Consider the following 16,071-nt stretch of genomic DNA (forward strand, 5'->3'; position numbering starts at 1 on the left):
GGGCCGATGGCACTGATCCGCTGTGATTTCTGGTCCGAGGCGCTGGAGATGGGCACCGCGATGACGGTGATCCTGCCGGATGGGGACGCGGTGGATCCGCCGCCGGTGGTCTATCTGCTGCACGGACTGACCGACGATCACACCGCGTGGAGCCGGTACAGCTCGGTCGAGCGGTACGCCGATGACCTGGGCGTGGCGGTGGTGATGCCGTCGGTGGACCGGAGTTTCTACGCCAACGAGGCGTACGGGATGCGGTTCTGGGACTTCCTGTCGGCCGAGCTGCCGGAGCGGGTCGGGCGGTTCTTCCGGGTGTCGACGCACCGGGCGGACACCTTCGTGGCCGGGCTGTCGATGGGCGGCTACGGCGCGATGAAGTGGGCGCTGCTCGAACCGGAGCGGTTCGCCGCCGCAGCCTCGCTGTCCGGGGCGCTCGATCTGGCGTACATCCAGGAACATGATCGTCGCCCGCACATCCGTGCCCTGGTCGCCCGGGTCTTCGCCGACCGGATCGTCGCCGGCGGCGACGAGGATCTGATGCATCTGGTACGGGTATCGGATCCGTCGTCGCTGCCGCGGCTGATGCTGCGCTGCGGCAGCGACGACCACCTGGTGGCGCAGAACCGCCGGTTCGTGGCCGCGTGCGCGACCGCCGGCGTCGAGCTGGACGCCGGTTTCGAGCCGGGCGAGCACACCTGGGAGTTCTGGGACCGGCAACTGCCCGGAGTGCTGGCCTGGCTGCTCAAACGCTGACGCTCAGTTGTCGTCGCGGCTCTGCTCGGCCAGGAACCGCTCCAGCTCGGCGCCGAGCTCCTCGGCGGTGGGCAGCGGGGTGTCCGAGTCGGCGAGCAGGTTGCCCTGACGGCCGCGCAGGAACGCGTCGTACTGCGCTTCCAGGGAGGTGACCAGCCGGCCCGCCTGCTCGTCATCGGCGACCTGCTTGTCCACCTCGTCGCGGACCGCCTTGGCCGCATCGCGCAGGCCACCGGTCGGCAGGGCCAGGCCGGTGCTCTCCGACACCGAGTCGAGCAGCACCTCGGCGGCCGCCGGGTAACCGGTCTGCGCCAGGTAGTGCGGCACGTGCGCCGCGTAACCCAGTGCGTCCCGCCCGGACTGGCCGAGCCGGAACTCCAGCAGGTTGCCGACGCTGGCCGGCACCTGGACCCGCTGCAGCCACGACTCGTGCTCACCGAGCAGACGCTTGTCGGTGGCGTGTGCGGTGACCCCGACCGGGCGGGTGTGCGGCACGGCCATCGGGATCGCGTTGAGGCCGACGGTGACACTGACGCCGAGACGGTCGATCAGGCCGGTCACCGCGGCGATGAACCGCTCCCATTGCAGGTCCGGCTCGGGACCCGCGAGCAGCAGGAACGGAGCGCCCAACTGGTCCTTGACCAGGTGCAGGGCGAGACTCGGCTCCTCGTAGCTCTCGAAATGGTCGGCCACGAAGATCATCGGCGGGCGCCGGGAACGGTAGTCGAGCAGCTGGTCCAGGTCGAACGTGGCGACGATCTCGCTCTCCAGGTGCTCCAGCAGATTTTCCCTGGCCAGCTGGATCGCGGTGCCCGCGTCGACGAAACCGGTGAGCGCCTGGATGAGCACCGGGCCGTCCAGAGCCGGCAGTTCGCCGGTCACCTCGTAGAGCCCGTGGGGGTCGAGCACGCTGTGAACCTCCGTGAGAGCGACGCCCGCTGACGCGGGCCTGTTCCGGCGGTAACAGCCGGCTGCCGGCGTTCATTCCGGCACGCTTCCATCATTACGCACCGGAGCGCGGCGGCGGCGACGTGCGCGCACCGCGCACAATGGGATACAGATCCACTTCCCCGTCCCCCCGGAGTGATCTTTGAATCAACAGCAGTCCGCAGAGTCCCTCGCCCCCTCCAGCACGCTGTGGGCCCGGATGAAGGCCGACCCGCAGTACGCACCGGAACATCTCGCCCTCGACGCGGTGCGCCGGCTCGGCCCGGAGGCCGCCGCCTGGCACGCCCGGCTCCGCCAGGAACGTCCCGACCTCGACGCCGACGGGCTCGCCAACCTGGCGATCCGGCACTTCACCACGCTGGCCCGGGTCTCCGGGGCGGTGTCCGGCGCGGCGGGTCTGCCCGGCGCGGTCCTCGACGTCGGTGTCCTCGCCTGGACCCAGTCCCGTCTGGTGCTGCACGTGGCGGCCGCGTACGGGGCCGACCCGGCCGCCCCGGAGCGCGCCACCGACCTGCTCGTCCTGCAGAAGGTGCACAAGGTCGCGGAGACCGCGCGGACGGCGCTCGGCGTCGCCGCCGGGCGGGAACGCGCCAGCCGGATCTTCACCGGTGACTCCGGCCGCCCGATGGCCGGCGTGCTGGTGAAACTCGGCGTGAAACTGGCCCAGATGGCCGGGGTACGGGCCGCGAAGCGCCTGTTCGCCAAGATGGTCCCGGGCGCCGGCATCATCCTCGGCACCTGGGTCAACTCGGCGGCCACCAAGGATCTGGCGAAACGCGCCCGGGAGCATTACCGCAACACCTAAGGTTCCGCTGCTCCGACCCGAACCACCTGACGTGCTGGGATATCGGAAGTCCGCCGTCGCCCTGACCGCCGTCGTCCTGCCGCTGCTGCTCGCGGGCTGCTCCTCGTCCTCGTCGTCGACCCGGCCGGGCGAGGAGGAGACGGCCGCCGCCGGTGGCCGCAACTGGATCGTGGTCGACGGCGGCACGCCCACGCCGTCACCCACGGACCCGGTCGGCAAGGCGTCACCGACCCCGTCGACGACGCTGCCGCCGCTGCCCACCATCAGCCCGTGGCCGAGCGGGACGCCGAGCAGCACCTGCACGCCGATGCAGCGGATCAAGAAGATCGACGGACTGGCCGTGACACCGGCGAGCACCAGCGCGGTGGTCACCTGGTATCACCCGGGCGGGGCGAACATCGTCGACTATCGGGTGACCGCGATCAACCAGGACCTGGTCACCGGCGCGCAGAAGGAGGTCGGCTGGACCCGCAGCGCGCCGACCACGTGCGGCGACGTCAGTGCCACCGTGACCGGGCTGGACCCGAAGACGCCGTACACCTTCGTGGTCGATGTGGTCCTGAAGCGGGACAACTTCAGCCTGGAGGGCGTCTACACCCAGACGATCGCCCGATCCGGCGTGGTCAGCACCACGTAGGGACTCCTGGGGACTCGTCAGGGGGAGTCTCTAAGCTTCCCCGCATGGAGACGATCGTCGACACTGTCGTTCTGGTGGCGATCGCCGTCGTCGGCGCAGCCCTCGCCCGCCGGCTGGGGTTCGTCGCGCCGCTGGTGCTGCTCGTCGCCGGGCTGGGGCTGTCCTTCGTGCCCGGGTTCCCGGAGGCGCATCTCGACCACGAGCTGGTGCTGATCGGGATCCTGCCACCGCTGCTCTACGTGGCGGCGTTACAGACCTCGGTGCCCGCGTTCCGGCTCGCGTTACGGCCCATCCTGCTGCTCGCGGTGGGGCTCGTGGTGCTCACCGCGATGGTGGTGGGCTTCCTCGTGCATCTGCTGCTGCCGGCCGTGCCGCTGGCCGCGTGCGTCGCGCTGGGCGCGATCGTCGCCCCGCCGGACGCGGTCTCCGCGACCGCGATCGCCCGCCGGGTGGGCCTGCCCCGCCGGGTGGTGACCATCCTCGAAGGCGAGAGCCTGCTCAACGACGCGACCGCGCTGGTCATGGTCCGGGTGGCGGTCGGCGCGCTCGGCGGCGTGGCGGTCGGCTTCTGGGACATCACCATGCGGGTGACGCTCACCGCCGGTGGCGGTCTGCTGATCGGCCTGGCGTTCGCGATGGGTGTGGCTTGGCTGCACCGCAAGATCGAGGATCCGCTGCTGGACGACGCGATGGCGCTGCTCACCCCGTTCGTGGTGGTGATCATCGCGGAGAAACTGCACACGTCCAGCGTGGTCGCCGTGGTGATCGCCGGCCTCTACCTCGGGCACCGCATCCCCTACCTGCTGTCGCCGACCTCACGCCTACAGATGGACGCGGTCTGGCGCCTGATCAACTTCCTGCTGGAGGGCGTGGTCTTCCTCCTGGTCGGTCTCCAATTGCGGACCGTGATCAGCACCATCGAGACCAGCGTCGCCACCACCGTGCAGGTCACCGCGGTGGTGTTCGGGGCGCTGCTGCTGATCCGCTTCCTGTGGATGTATCCGGCGACCTACCTGGCCCGACTCGTGCCACGGATCCGTAACCGCGAGCCACGACCACCGGTCACCGTGCCGACCGTGATCGCCTGGGCGGGCATGCGCGGCGTGGTGACGCTGGCGGCCGCGCAGACCCTGCCGCCGCCCGGCGTCGACGACGTGCCCGACTACCCTCGCGAGCTGCTGATCTTCGTGGCCTTCGCGGTGATCGTGCTGACCCTGATGGTGCAGGGCACCACCCTGCCGTGGCTGGCCCGCCGGCTCGGCGTGCGCGAGGACAACAGCGCCCAGGACGCGCTGGCCGAGGCCGGGGTGCAGCACGCCGCCGGGCGGGCCGCCCTGGAGGCGCTGGAGGAGCACGCCGACGGCGCGCCGACTAACGTGGTCGACAGGCTGCGTGGGCTGATCGAGAGCCGGGGCAACAACGCCTGGGAACGGCTCGGCAGCCAGGACCGGGAAACCCCGTCGGCGGCGTATGGTCGCCTGCGCCGCGAGATGATCAGAGCCGAACGGCACGTCTTCAAGATCGCCCGCAATGAGGGGCGGATCCCCGAGGAGGTTCTGGTCCGCGCCCAGCGCGAGCTAGACCTGGAAGAATCCCAGCTGCAACGGAGTGACGATTGACCTGTCAGCATCTCAAGGAGACGACCGAGCCGGCCCCGCTGAGCGCCTACGAGGAGGGCTGCCCGCAGTGCCACGCGGTCGGCAACCACAACTGGGTGCACCTGCGCCTGTGCCTGTCCTGCGGGCTGGTGGCCTGCTGTGACTCGTCGCCGGCCCGGCACATGTCCGCGCACCACGCCGCCGAGGGGCACCCGGTGATGCGCTCGTTCGAGCCGGGTGAGTCGTGGCGCTGGTGCTACGAGGACGAGCAGCTCGGATGAGGATCCTGGTGGTCGGCGCGGGCGCGACCGGCGGCTACTTCGGCGGCCGCCTCGCCCAGGCCGGGCGGGACGTGACCTTCCTGGTTCGGCCCGCCCGGGCGGCCCGGCTGGCCGAGCGCGGCCTGCGGATCAAGAGCCCGGACGGCGAGATCCAGCTCCGGCCACGCACGATCACCGAGGTCGACGGCCACTACGACCTGGTGCTCCTCGCGGTCAAGAGTTACTCGCTGGAGACCGCGCTCACCGATCTGACGCCTGCCGTCGGCCCGCGAACCGTCGTGATCCCGCTGCTCAACGGCATCCGGCACATCGAGTCGCTGGTCCGTCGCTTCGGCGCTGATCGGGCCTGGGGCGGCGTCTGCATGATCCACGCGATGCTCGACCCGGATGGCGACGTGCTCCAGATGAGCGGCCTGCACCGGTTGTCCTTCGGCCCGCTCACCGACGATTCATCGGCCTCCGCCGAAGTCCTGCCCGCGGGCGCTTCCTCCGTCGGCGTCTCGTTCGACGACGTTTCCTCCGGCGGCGTCTTCGCTGCGGGTGATGGCGTCGACGAGCGCCTTTCGGTGATTTCCGAGGCATTGTCCGGCGCCGGTTTCGATGCGCGGGTTTCGGCCACGATCGTCCAGGAACTCTGGGACAAATGGGTCCTTCTCGCCACGCTCGGAGCGGCGACCACCCTGCTGCGCGGCTCGATCGGGGCGATCAACAAGGCGCCCGGTGGCAGCGAGTTCCTGCACGCGCTCGCCGCCGAGACGTCCGCGGTCGCCGCAGCGGCGGGCCACCCGATCCGCGGCAAGGCGGCGGCGATGCTCGAAGCCACCATCGTGACCACCGAACCGACCACCTCGTCGATGTACCGCGACCTCACCCAGGGCCTCCCGGTCGAAGCCGGCGCGATCCTCGGAGACATGGTCGCCGAGGCGACGAAACACCAGGTCAGCGTGCCGTTGCTGGCCGCGGCCCACACCGGGTTGGCGGTCTATTCGGCAAACCTCTGATCTGGTACGGCCACGCGAACCCATTCGTGCCGACGCGCGAACCAGGCGACACACCGGACCGAAACGCGCCCACCGGGCAACGGCAGATCTGTCGGAATGCTCTCGCGACAGCTCTGAGGGCCGGCCGGTTTTGGTCTTGTCGGGCCGGCGCTCAGAGCTGTTCGGATGCCCCTGGGACAGCTCTGAGCGCCGGCCGGGGGTCGGTGGGGAGCTGGGCCAGCAGGTGTTCGGCTTCGCGGGCCACCCGGTCGGCGTCGATGGCCTGGGCCTGGGCGTAGACGGCAGCGGTCCGGTCGGCGATGGCGGGCCAGTTGAAGTCGGCGCGGACCCGTTCGCGGGCTCGTAGGGCCAGGGAGCGGGCGTAGTCGCGGTCGCCAAGCACCCAGCCGGTCGCCTCGGCCAGCGCTGACGGGTCGCCGGAGGCGAACTTCACCCCGGTCACGCCGTGTTCGATGATCTCTTCGAGGCCGCCGGTGCCGGCCGCCGCGACCGGGGTTCCCGCCGCGGCCGCCTCCAGCGCGACCATGCCGAACGGCTCGTAGATGCTCGGCACCACATAGCAGTCCGACGCGCCCATCAGGGCGGTCAGCTCGTGGCCGCCGAGGAAACCGGTGAAGCTCACCTCGGGCGTACCGGTGGCGAGGTCTTCCAGGTCCGGGCGGTAGGGGCCGTCGCCGGCGATCACCACGCGCAGGCCGGGGAAACGGGAACGTAGGGCGGGCACGGCTTCGATCAGGTGCTGTACGCCCTTCTCGTAGACCAGCCGGCCGGCGTAGCTGATCAGCGGGCCGTCACCGGCGTAGCGGGCGCGGGCGGCGGCGACCGCGCGGGGGCGGGCCCGCCAGCGTAGGGCGTCCACCCCGTTGTGGACCACGTCCACCCGGTCGCCGGGGACGTCGAACAGGCGGGTGATCTCGCGTTTCATGTAGGTCGAGCAGACGATCACCCGTACCGCCTCGGTGGCGAGCCATCGCTCGATGTCGTCGATCGTGCGGTTGTGGGGGTTCGGGAGATAGCCCTGGTGGCGGCCGGATTCGGTGGCGTGGACGGTGGCCACCAGCGGTACGTCGAGGTGTTCGCGCAGGGTGACCGCGGTGTGGGCGACCAGCCAGTCGTGGGCGTGCACCACGTCGAAGCCGCCGGTCCGGGCGGCGCGCAGGGCGGCCCGGGTGAGCGTGTGGTTGAAGGCGACCGCCCAGGCCAGCAGGTTGCCGCCGGTGACGTCGAAACTCGGCGGATCGTCGGGGGCGCGGACCACCCGGACGCCCTCGGTGTACTCCTCGAGCAGCGCGCCCGGGGCGTACCGGGTGACGACGGTGACCTCGTGGCCGGCCCGGACCAGGGTGGTGGCGAGCGCGTGCACGTGCCGGCCGAGCCCACCGACCAGCAACGGCGGGTACTCCCACGACAGCATCAGGATCCGGCTCACGGGAGGTACCTCTGTTTGACTCGTAGGGCCTCGGCTACCGAGCGGGCGGAGAACGGGATGCCGGAGGCCCGGTGCGGGGCGTCGCCGTCGGCGGTTTCGCCGAGGGAGCCGAGGCCGGCTTCGGACAGGTGGGCGTCGAGGGCGTCGAGCAGGCCGTCGACCGGGCGGCCGGTGGCGGCGCACGCGTCGGCGTAGGGGCCGATCAACCACGTCCACACCGGGCCCTGATGGTGGGCCATGTCCGGGTCGGCGGGTCGGCAGGGCTGGTAGCCGTACTCGCCGGGGGCCAGGGTCCGTGGGCCGAGCGGGGTGAGCAGGGACTCGCCGACGGCCCGGACGGCGTTCGGCTGACGGCCGCGCATCGGGGCGTGCGGCAGCGACCAGGCGAGTAGCTGATGCGGACGCAGTGACGGATCGTCGTGGTGGGCGCCCGCCCCGAGCGGGTAGGCCGCCGCCGGTCCCTCGATCACGTCGTACAGCCAGCCCTCGGGGGCCGGGAACCGGGCGACGAACGACTCCTGGGCCCGGGCGTGCCGGGCCCGCGGCTCGCCGTCGTCGTGGCCGGCCTCGCCGAGCAGGTCGCACATGGCGGCCAGCGCGTTCACCCAGAGCGCGTTCAGGTCGACCGGTTTGCCGATCCGTGGGGTGTCCGGGCCGGGGGAGGCCAGCCGGACCAGGCCGTCGGCCGGGTCGATGCTGAGCGGCCCGGATCCGCCGAGGTGGTGGCGCAGTACCCGGCCGAGCGGCGCGGCCAGTTTGGCCGCCAGCGCGCTGTCACCGGTTCTGGTGACATGTCTGTCGACCGCGTGGACCAGCCACAACGGGCCGTCCAGGGCATCGTGGCGCAGCCACGGCGCGTCCGGGGTGCGCAGGTCGCGGGCGGCCGCGCGGGTGCGGGCGATCAGCAGTTCGCGGCCCTCGTCGAGGCGGCCGGTGTCCAGGAACAGCCCCTCATAGGCGGTCATCGTGTCGCCCAGCCAGCGGCCCTGCCCCGGATATCCGGCGATCACGTCCGGCCCGTCCGGGGACTCGACGATGAACCTGTCCGCGGCGAGTACGAGCGTTTCCGCGTACCCCTCCGTCTTGGCGAGGGTGACCAGCCGGTGAGCGCGCTCGCGCTCCGCGGCGATGACCGCGGGCGGTGGTGGCGGGGTCTCGCCAAGCGGGCCGGCCCAGGCCGAGATCTCGCACGCACCGCCCGGCCCGGCCTGGCGGAAGAAGGTCCCGGCGTGCCAGAGATCCTCGACGTCGTCGTCGGACGGGCCGGTACGAACCCCGAGGTGCCACGATCCGGCGGGCTGCCAGCCGGGGCCGTGCAGTCGGTACGCGCGGTCGAGGATGACTCCGCCGGCGACGGGTTCCACGAGGAGGCCGGGGCCGTCGGCGCGGCGGCTGGTGTGCGCGGTCCGCCAGGTGCACATCGCGGCGACGGCGAGGCCGACCGGACCCGGCGCGCTGAGCACGCGGTGCACGACGGCGACCGACGGATGGCCGTGGCGCATGGCCAGCTCACGTTCGATGACGATGTCGCCGATCCGCCACTGCCAGCGCGGCAGGCCCTGGTCCAGGGTGAACATTGCCAGGTACCGGTGGCCGGCCGGCTCGACCGGCCCGGCCGCCCAGGTGTGCGTGTACAGCGGGATCTTGGCGCCGGACGGCAGTGTGACGGTGAGGTCCAGCGAGGCGAGCGCGACGTGGCCGGAGACGGTCAGCAGCGCGTGTTCGCGGCGGGTGCGCAGGCCACTTATCGTGCCTGAGGCGTATCCGCCGAGGCCGTCGGTGACCAGCCACTCGCGGCCGGTGCCCGCCTCGGCGGAGAGGGAGCCGCACACGTGCGGCCCGAACGTGAACTGATCATTCCGCGCCACGGTCCCTCAAACGCCTCTATTTGATACGCGCCAAACCCCCGGACGGGGAGATATCAGCGGCTAACCGGACAGTCGGGCCGACGTTAGCAGTGAAGTCCGCGAGAATGGCCGCAGACGCGGCCGCGCAGGGTTAGCCGGTCCCACGGACGGGCATAGCAGACCCTCGCCGGCCCCGATCACTCCGGCGGCTGAGGGTAGGAGCACGGATATGCAGGTCTGGCCTGGTCATCGGTACCCACTGGGTGCCACCTACGACGGGACGGGCACGAACTTCGCGATCTTCTCCGAGGTGGCCGAAGCGGTCGAGTTGTGCCTCTTCGACCCGTCCGGCAACGAACGGAAGGTGTTGTTGCACGAGCAGGACGCGTTCGTGTGGCACGCCTATCTGCCGGGGGTGGAGCCGGGGCAGCGGTACGGATACCGCGTCTACGGCCCCTACGAGCCACATCGGGGCCTTCGGTGCAATCCGCACAAACTGCTGCTCGACCCGTACGCGCGGGCGGTCGACTCGGACATCGACTGGCATCCGTCGCTGTACGCCTACGACTTCGACAACCCGGATCAGATGTCGGAGCTGGACTCGGGGCCGTACATGCCCAAGGGCGTGGTGGTGAACCCGTACTTCGACTGGGGCAACGACCGCCGCCCGGACATCCCGTACCACCACTCGGTGATCTACGAGACACACGTCAAGGGCCTGACCCAGCGGCACCCGGAGATCCCGCGGGACATGCGCGGCACCTACTCGGCGATCGGCCACCCGGCGATCATCGAGCACCTGAAGAGCCTCGGCGTGACGGCTGTCGAGCTGATGCCGGTGCACCAGTTCGTGCACGACAACCGGCTGCACGACCTGGGCCTGAACAACTACTGGGGCTACAACACGCTCGGGTTCTTCGCGCCGTACCACGGTTATTCGGCGATGGGTTCGCTCGGCCAGCAGACCCAGGAGTTCCGGGGCATGGTCAAGGCGCTGCACGCGGCTGGCATGGAGGTCATCCTCGACGTCGTCTACAACCACACCGCCGAGGGCAACCATCTGGGGCCGACGCTGTCGCTGAAGGGCATCGACAACCGGACCTACTACCGGCTGGTCGACGATCAGCCGCAGTTCTACATGGATTACACGGGTACCGGTAACAGCCTGAACGTGCGCAGCCCGCAGAGCCTCCAACTGATCATGGACTCGCTGCGGTACTGGGTGACCGAGATGCACGTCGACGGTTTCCGCTTCGACCTGGCGTCCACGCTGGCCCGGGAGTTCTACGACGTGGACCGGCTGTCCACGTTCTTCGAGGTGGTGCAGCAGGACCCGATCGTCGGCCAGGTGAAGCTGATCGCCGAGCCGTGGGACGTCGGGCCGGGTGGCTACCAGGTGGGCAACTTCCCGCCGAACTGGACCGAGTGGAACGGCAAGTACCGGGACACGGTCCGCGACTTCTGGCGTGGCGAGCCGGCCACGCTGGCCGAGTTCGCCTCCCGGATCACCGGCTCGGCCGACCTCTACCAGGATGACGGCCGCAAACCCTTCCACTCGATCAACTTCGTGACCGCGCACGACGGGTTCACGCTCAACGACCTGGTGTCGTACAACGACAAGCACAACGACGCCAACGGTGAGGAGAACCGGGACGGCGAGAGCCACAACCGGTCCTGGAACTGCGGCATCGAGGGACCGGCCACCGACCCCGGGGTGCTCGCGCTGCGGGCCCGGCAGCGGCGCAACTTCCTGGCGACGCTGATGCTCAGCCAGGGCGTGCCGATGATCTCGCACGGTGACGAGCTGGGCCGCACCCAGCAGGGCAACAACAACGCCTACTGTCAGGACAACGAGCTGGCCTGGATCGACTGGGAGAACGCCGACGAGCGGCTGCTGGAGTTCTCCCGCAAGCTGGTCGCGTTCCGGCACCGGCACCAGGTGTTCCAGCGCCGCCGGTTCTTCACCGGGCTGCCGGTGACCGCCCGTGGCGGCGGTGACCCGCTGCCCGACCTGGAGTGGTTCACCCCGGACGGTCGGCAGATGGCCGGTGACGACTGGGGCAACGACTTCGGCCGGGCGGTCGCGCTCTTCGTCAACGGCGAGGGCATCCGGGAGCGCGGACAGTACGGCCAGCGCCATGTGGACAGCTCGTTCCTGCTGTTCTTCAACGCGCACGACGCGCCGCTCGAGTTCACCACCCCTCCCGCGGAATACGGGGAGAAGTGGGAGAGAGTCATCGAAACCGCCGAACCGACCCCGGATCGCCCGTCCGTCGTGGAGGCCGGACACAAGATCTGGGTGCCGGACCGGTCCCTCATCGTGCTCGACAGGACGGTCTGATGAGCCCCAGCAGCACCTACCGAGTCCAGGTCCGCCCGGATTTCCCGCTCACCAGCGCCGCCGAGATAGCCGACTACCTGGCTGATCTCGGGGTGAGTCACCTCTACTCGGCCCCGCTGCTCACCGCCGCGCCGGATTCGCAGCACGGTTACGACGTGGTGGACCATTCGCGGGTCAGCCCGGCGCTGGGTGGGCCGGACGGGCTGGCGGCGCTCGCCGGAGCACTCAAGGCCGCCAATCTGGGCCTGGTCGTGGACATCGTGCCCAACCACGCCGGGGTCGGCGTCCCGCACACCAACCCCACCTGGTGGGACGTGCTGAAGAACGGCCGGGATTCGGACTTCTCCGGCCACTATGACATCGACTGGACGCGCGGGAGGATCCTGCTCCCCGTGCTGGCCGACAGCGAGGACGCCCTGGACGATCTGCGGATCGAGGACGGCGAACTGCGCTACTTCGACAAGCGCTACCCGATCGCCGACGGCACCGGCGACGGGACACCCCGCGAGGTGCACGACCGCCAACACTACGAGCTGGTCAACTGGACCCGCGGCGACCGCGAGATCAACTACCGGCGGTTCTTCGCCATCACCGACCTGGCCGGGCTGCGCGTCGAGGACCCCGACGTCTTCGCCGCCACCCACGCCGAGATCCTGCGCTGGTACAACGAAGGCCTGGCCCAGGGCATCCGGGTCGACCACCCGGACGGGCTGCGCAACCCGGCCGAATACTTCAACCGGCTCCGGGACGCCGCCCCGGACGCCTGGATCGTGGTCGAGAAGATCCTCGAACCGGGCGAACGCATGCCCGCCTGGCCGGTCGCCGGCACCACCGGGTACGACGCGATGGCCGAGGTCAACGGCGTCTTCGTCGACCCGGCCACGGAGGCGTTCTTCGACACCCTCGCCCACCACCTGACCGGCGCCACGGTCTCCTGGCAGGACCTGGTGCACGACGCCAAACTGCACGTGGCGACGAACGTGCTGGCCGCCGAGCTGGCCCGGCTCGCGGCGCTCGTACCCGAGATCGAGGCCGCACCCAAGGCGCTCGCCGAACTCGCCGCGTGTTTCCCGGTGTACCGCTCCTACCTGCCCGCCGGTAGCCGGGACCTGGCGACCGCCCGGTCCGAGGCGGGCCGCCGCCGCCCGCAGATGATCGCCGTGCTCGACCAGCTGACCGCCCGGCTGCGCAACCCGGCCGACGAGTTGGCGGTCCGGTTCCAGCAGTTCACCGGTGCGGTGATGGCCAAGGGCGTGGAGGACAACGCGTTCTACCGGTGGACCCGGTTCGTGGCCCGCAACGAGGTGGGCAACGACCCGGCGAAGTTCGGCGTCACGATCGACGAGTTCCACCACTACGCCGAGCAGCGGCACGCCGAGTGGCCGGACACCATGACGTCGCTGGCCACCCACGACACCAAACGCGGCGAGGACGTCCGCGCGAGGCTGGCGGTCCTCTCCGAGGTGCCCGGCGACTGGACCGAGGTGGTGCGCCGATGGGTCCGGTTCGCTCCGCTCCCGGATCCGGCGCTGGCCCATCTCCTCTGGCAGGTCACGGTCGGCGCATGGCCGATCTCCCGAGAGCGACTTCAGGCGTACGCCGTGAAGGCCGCCCGGGAAGCCGGAACCGGAACGAACTGGCTGAGTCCGGATGAGGGTTTCGAGACCGCCCTGCGGCAGATGGTCGACCGGATCTTCGACGATCCGGCGCTGCATCGGGAGGTCGCCGACTTCGCCACGTCGATCGCCCCGCCCGGCTGGTCGAACTCGCTCGGCCAGAAGCTGGTGCAGCTCACCATGCCCGGCGTTCCGGACGTCTACCAGGGCACCGAACTGTGGGACCACTCGCTGGTGGATCCGGACAACCGGCGTCCGGTCGACTTCGCCGCCCGCCGTGAGCTGCTCGGCCGCATCGACGACGGTTGGCTGCCACCCGTCGACGAGACGGGCGCGGCGAAACTGCTGATCACCAGCCGGATCCTGCGGCTGCGCCGACAGCGGCCGGAACTCTTCACCGGTTACCGCCCGGTCTTCGCCGACGGACGGGTTCCGGAGCACGTGCTGGCCTTCGACCGGGGCGGCGTGGTGGCGGTCGCCACCCGGCTCCCGGTCGGATTGTCACGGCACGGCGGCTGGGGAGACACCACGCTGTCACTGGACGGACATAGTTGGACGGAAGTGTTCACGAACACCGGCTACGGTGGCAATCGCCTCGCCGTGGCCGAGTTGCTGCACACCTATCCCGTCGCTCTGCTGGTGAAAGAATGACTCTCTTCTCGGTGTGGGCGCCGGAAAAGCCCGTTCGTCTTCGGATCGCCGATCAGGATCGCGAGATGGAGCCCGGCGAGGGCGGTTGGTGGCACCTCGACGTGCCGGCCGCCGAGCCCGGCAGCGACTACGCCTTCCTACTGCCCGGCGCCGACAGCCCGCTGCCCGATCCGCGGTCGGCATGGCAGCCGGCGGGGGTGCACGGCCCGAGCCGGGTGTACGACCACTCGGCCTTCGCCTGGACCGACCACGGTTGGACCGGCCGGCAGCTTCCCGGCTCGGTCCTCTACGAGCTGCACGTCGGCACGTTCACCTCGGAGGGCACCTTCGACGCCGCGATCGAACGGCTCGACCACCTCGTCGACCTCGGTGTCGACCTGGTCGAGCTGCTGCCGGTCAACGCGTTCAACGGCACCTACAACTGGGGTTACGACGGGGTCTGCTGGTTCGCGCCGCACGAGGCGTACGGCGGCCCGGACGGGCTCAAACGGTTCGTCGACGCGGCCCACGCCAAGGGCCTCGGGGTGGTGCTCGACGTGGTCTACAACCACTTCGGGCCGTCCGGGGCGTACGCGCCGATGTTCGCCCCCTACCTCGGCAACAAGAGCAACGCCTGGGGCGACTCGATCAACCTGGACGGGCCCGGCTCGGACGAGGTGCGCCGCTACATCGTCGACAGTGTGCTGATGTGGCTGCGCGACTACCACGTCGACGGGCTGCGGCTGGACGCCGTGCACGCGCTGCACGACGAGGGCGCCGTCCACCTGCTCGAACAGATGGCGGTCGAGGTGGAGACGCTCTCCACCGAGCTGCGCCGTCCGCTGTCGCTGATCGCCGAGAGCGACCTCAACGACGCGAAACTCATCACCCCGCGAGAGGCCGGGGGGTACGGGCTGCACGCCCAGTGGGACGACGACGTCCACCACGCCCTGCACACCCTGCTCACCGGGGAACGCCAGGGCTACTACGGGGACTTCGGGTCGCTGGACTGCCTGCGTACCGTCCTGGAGGGGGCGTTCTTCCACGCCGGGACCTGGTCGTCGTTCCGGGGCCGTCGGCACGGCCGTCCGGTCGACCGGCAGCGCACCCCCGGCCACCGGTTCGTCGCGTTCCTGCAGAACCATGACCAGATCGGCAACCGGGCGGTCGGCGACCGGCTCACCGCCACCCTCTCGCCGGGCCTGCTCAAGGTGGCCGCCACCCTGCTGCTGACCTCCCCGTTCACGCCGATGCTGTTCATGGGCGAGGAGTGGGCGGCCAGCAGCCCCTGGCAGTACTTCACCTCGCATCCCGAGCCCGACCTGGCCGCCGCCGTGCAGAACGGGCGACGACGCGAATTCGCCAGTCACGGCTGGGCCGAGGCCGACGTGCCCGACCCGCAGGACCCGGCCACCTTCGAGCGGTCCAAGCTCGACTGGTCCGAGCTGGGCAAACCCGGGCACGCCGAGATCCTCGACCTGTACCGCAAGCTGATCGCCCTGCGCCGGAGCACACCGGGCCTCACCGACCCGTGGTTGCACCAGGTCGAGGTGTGGCACGGCGACCAGCACGTGGTCATCCGGCGCGGGCCCAGTGTGGTCGCCGCCAACCTGGCCGCCGTGCCGCAGACGGTCAGTGTGCGGGCGCTGCCCCGGTCGGTGCTGTTGGCCACCGCGCCCGGTGTCGTCGTCGAACGCGACCGGCTCGTGCTGCCACCGGAGAGCGCCGCCGTAGTCTCGGTCCGCTGAGGTGCACCCTTCCGCCATCATGTGATCGTGAGCGTGCGCAAGAAGAAGAAAAAGAAGGACTCTGCGCATTCGTGGTTCGACGCCTGCACGCCGAACTGCGACTGCGACATACCCGGATGTGACTGCTTCTCGCTGAGCATGATGGTGCGGTTGTTCGCCGCGCTCAGCCGTACCCCTGGAAGCTCCCGGGCCGAACGGGCGGTGACCACCGCCATCCGCGGCTATCGGAAAGTCTCGCCCCGGCTGCCCACCCGGTGCCGCTACACGCCCACCTGCAGCGCGTATGCGCTCCAGGCGATCGATCGGCATGGTCTTCGGACCGGGCTGCGGCTGACCGCCGCGCGTCTCGCCCGATGCCGTCCGGGTGTCCCCTTCGGTACCGGGGATCCCGTTCCCTGAGGATGTCGGGCACGATGACTCGTCTGGGGACGAAGGGACGG

14 protein-coding genes are annotated in these 16,071 nt (G+C 70.4%); 10 read left to right on the forward strand and 4 right to left on the reverse strand.

Annotation, left to right across the window (positions count from 1 at the left end):
- The first annotated feature begins 6 nt into the window (after window positions 1-6).
- A complete protein-coding gene (locus Q0Z83_RS52635) occupies window positions 7-750 on the forward strand; it encodes an alpha/beta hydrolase (protein ID WP_317791099.1) in 744 nt (247 codons plus the stop codon).
- A 3-nt stretch (window positions 751-753) separates the two neighbouring features.
- On the opposite strand, the gene Q0Z83_RS52640 is transcribed toward Q0Z83_RS52635, so the two are convergent.
- Window positions 754-1,659, reverse strand: a complete 906-nt coding sequence (locus tag Q0Z83_RS52640; RefSeq protein ID WP_317791100.1) for a proteasome assembly chaperone family protein — start codon at window positions 1,657-1,659, stop codon at window positions 754-756.
- Window positions 1,660-1,897: 238 nt separating this feature from the next.
- On the opposite strand from Q0Z83_RS52640, the gene Q0Z83_RS52645 reads away from it, so the two are divergent.
- Genes Q0Z83_RS52645 through Q0Z83_RS52665 form a run of 5 tightly spaced genes read left to right on the forward strand, consistent with a single transcriptional unit; the run spans window position 1,898 to window position 6,020 of the window.
- Window positions 1,898-2,503: an EcsC family protein gene (locus tag Q0Z83_RS52645; RefSeq protein ID WP_317797366.1), complete on the forward strand. Its 606-nt coding sequence runs from the start codon at window positions 1,898-1,900 to the stop codon at window positions 2,501-2,503.
- A gap of 31 nt (window positions 2,504-2,534) precedes the next feature.
- The gene (locus Q0Z83_RS52650; RefSeq protein ID WP_317791101.1) at window positions 2,535-3,140 is read left to right on the forward strand and encodes a fibronectin type III domain-containing protein; all 606 of its coding nucleotides are present in this window, start codon (window positions 2,535-2,537) and stop codon (window positions 3,138-3,140) included.
- Window positions 3,141-3,184: 44 nt separating this feature from the next.
- A complete protein-coding gene (locus tag Q0Z83_RS52655) occupies window positions 3,185-4,759 on the forward strand; it encodes a Na+/H+ antiporter (RefSeq protein ID WP_317791102.1) in 1,575 nt (524 codons plus the stop codon).
- The gene (locus Q0Z83_RS52660) at window positions 4,756-5,019 is read left to right on the forward strand and encodes a UBP-type zinc finger domain-containing protein (protein ID WP_317791103.1); all 264 of its coding nucleotides are present in this window, start codon (window positions 4,756-4,758) and stop codon (window positions 5,017-5,019) included. The genes Q0Z83_RS52655 and Q0Z83_RS52660 overlap by 4 nt, the downstream gene beginning before the upstream one ends.
- Window positions 5,016-6,020 carry a ketopantoate reductase family protein gene (locus Q0Z83_RS52665; protein WP_317791104.1) on the forward strand — a complete coding sequence of 335 codons (1,005 nt, stop codon included), beginning with the start codon at window positions 5,016-5,018 and terminating at the stop codon, window positions 6,018-6,020. Before Q0Z83_RS52660 ends, Q0Z83_RS52665 begins: the two co-directional genes overlap by 4 nt.
- A gap of 151 nt (window positions 6,021-6,171) precedes the next feature.
- Here the strand turns inward: Q0Z83_RS52665 and Q0Z83_RS52670 are convergent, their stop codons facing one another.
- Together Q0Z83_RS52670 and Q0Z83_RS52675 are read right to left on the reverse strand one after the other, a co-directional pair.
- Window positions 6,172-7,434, reverse strand: a complete 1,263-nt coding sequence (locus tag Q0Z83_RS52670; protein ID WP_317797367.1) for a glycosyltransferase family 4 protein — start codon at window positions 7,432-7,434, stop codon at window positions 6,172-6,174.
- A gap of 11 nt (window positions 7,435-7,445) precedes the next feature.
- Window positions 7,446-9,317, reverse strand: a complete 1,872-nt coding sequence (locus Q0Z83_RS52675) for an amylo-alpha-1,6-glucosidase (protein WP_317791105.1) — start codon at window positions 9,315-9,317, stop codon at window positions 7,446-7,448.
- A 208-nt stretch (window positions 9,318-9,525) separates the two neighbouring features.
- Here Q0Z83_RS52675 and glgX point away from each other — a divergent pair, with 208 nt between their 5' ends.
- From glgX to treZ, 3 genes are read left to right on the forward strand one after another with little or no spacing between them, the layout of a single operon-like run.
- Window positions 9,526-11,637: a glycogen debranching protein GlgX gene (glgX, locus tag Q0Z83_RS52680; RefSeq protein WP_317791106.1), complete on the forward strand. Its 2,112-nt coding sequence runs from the start codon at window positions 9,526-9,528 to the stop codon at window positions 11,635-11,637.
- Entirely contained in the window at window positions 11,637-13,904 is a 2,268-nt protein-coding gene (gene treY / locus Q0Z83_RS52685) for a malto-oligosyltrehalose synthase (protein WP_317791107.1), read from the forward strand. The genes glgX and treY overlap by 1 nt, the downstream gene beginning before the upstream one ends.
- Complete coding sequence (treZ, locus tag Q0Z83_RS52690; RefSeq protein WP_317791108.1) at window positions 13,901-15,631, forward strand: malto-oligosyltrehalose trehalohydrolase; 1,731 nt, start codon at window positions 13,901-13,903, stop codon at window positions 15,629-15,631. The genes treY and treZ overlap by 4 nt, the downstream gene beginning before the upstream one ends.
- A gap of 17 nt (window positions 15,632-15,648) precedes the next feature.
- On the opposite strand, the gene Q0Z83_RS52695 is transcribed toward treZ, so the two are convergent.
- Window positions 15,649-15,846 carry a hypothetical protein gene (locus Q0Z83_RS52695; RefSeq protein ID WP_317797413.1) on the reverse strand — a complete coding sequence of 66 codons (198 nt, stop codon included), beginning with the start codon at window positions 15,844-15,846 and terminating at the stop codon, window positions 15,649-15,651.
- Here Q0Z83_RS52695 and yidD point away from each other — a divergent pair.
- Window positions 15,773-16,030: a membrane protein insertion efficiency factor YidD gene (gene yidD, locus Q0Z83_RS52700; protein WP_317797368.1), complete on the forward strand. Its 258-nt coding sequence runs from the start codon at window positions 15,773-15,775 to the stop codon at window positions 16,028-16,030. The genes Q0Z83_RS52695 and yidD overlap by 74 nt on opposite strands.
- Window positions 16,031-16,071: the final 41 nt, after the last annotated feature.

Source organism: Actinoplanes sichuanensis (genome assembly GCF_033097365.1).
In the GTDB taxonomy this organism is placed as follows: domain Bacteria; phylum Actinomycetota; class Actinomycetes; order Mycobacteriales; family Micromonosporaceae; genus Actinoplanes; species Actinoplanes sichuanensis.

Bases quoted from the DNA above. Each gene is read 5' to 3' on its own strand.
- Q0Z83_RS52635 (WP_317791099.1), top strand. From the start codon at position 7: ATGGCACTGATCCGCTGTGATTTCTGGTCCGAGGCGCTGGAGATGGGC.
- Q0Z83_RS52645 (WP_317797366.1), top strand. From the start codon at position 1,898: ATGAAGGCCGACCCGCAGTACGCACCGGAACATCTCGCCCTCGACGCG.
- Q0Z83_RS52655 (WP_317791102.1), top strand. From the start codon at position 3,185: ATGGAGACGATCGTCGACACTGTCGTTCTGGTGGCGATCGCCGTCGTC.
- Q0Z83_RS52665 (WP_317791104.1), top strand. From the start codon at position 5,016: ATGAGGATCCTGGTGGTCGGCGCGGGCGCGACCGGCGGCTACTTCGGC.
- Q0Z83_RS52670 (WP_317797367.1), bottom strand. From the start codon at position 7,434: ATGCTGTCGTGGGAGTACCCGCCGTTGCTGGTCGGTGGGCTCGGCCGG.
- glgX (WP_317791106.1), top strand. From the start codon at position 9,526: ATGCAGGTCTGGCCTGGTCATCGGTACCCACTGGGTGCCACCTACGAC.
- treY (WP_317791107.1), top strand. From the start codon at position 11,637: ATGAGCCCCAGCAGCACCTACCGAGTCCAGGTCCGCCCGGATTTCCCG.
- treZ (WP_317791108.1), top strand. From the start codon at position 13,901: ATGACTCTCTTCTCGGTGTGGGCGCCGGAAAAGCCCGTTCGTCTTCGG.
- yidD (WP_317797368.1), top strand. From the start codon at position 15,773: ATGGTGCGGTTGTTCGCCGCGCTCAGCCGTACCCCTGGAAGCTCCCGG.
- Q0Z83_RS52695 (WP_317797413.1), bottom strand. From the start codon at position 15,846: ATGGCGGTGGTCACCGCCCGTTCGGCCCGGGAGCTTCCAGGGGTACGG.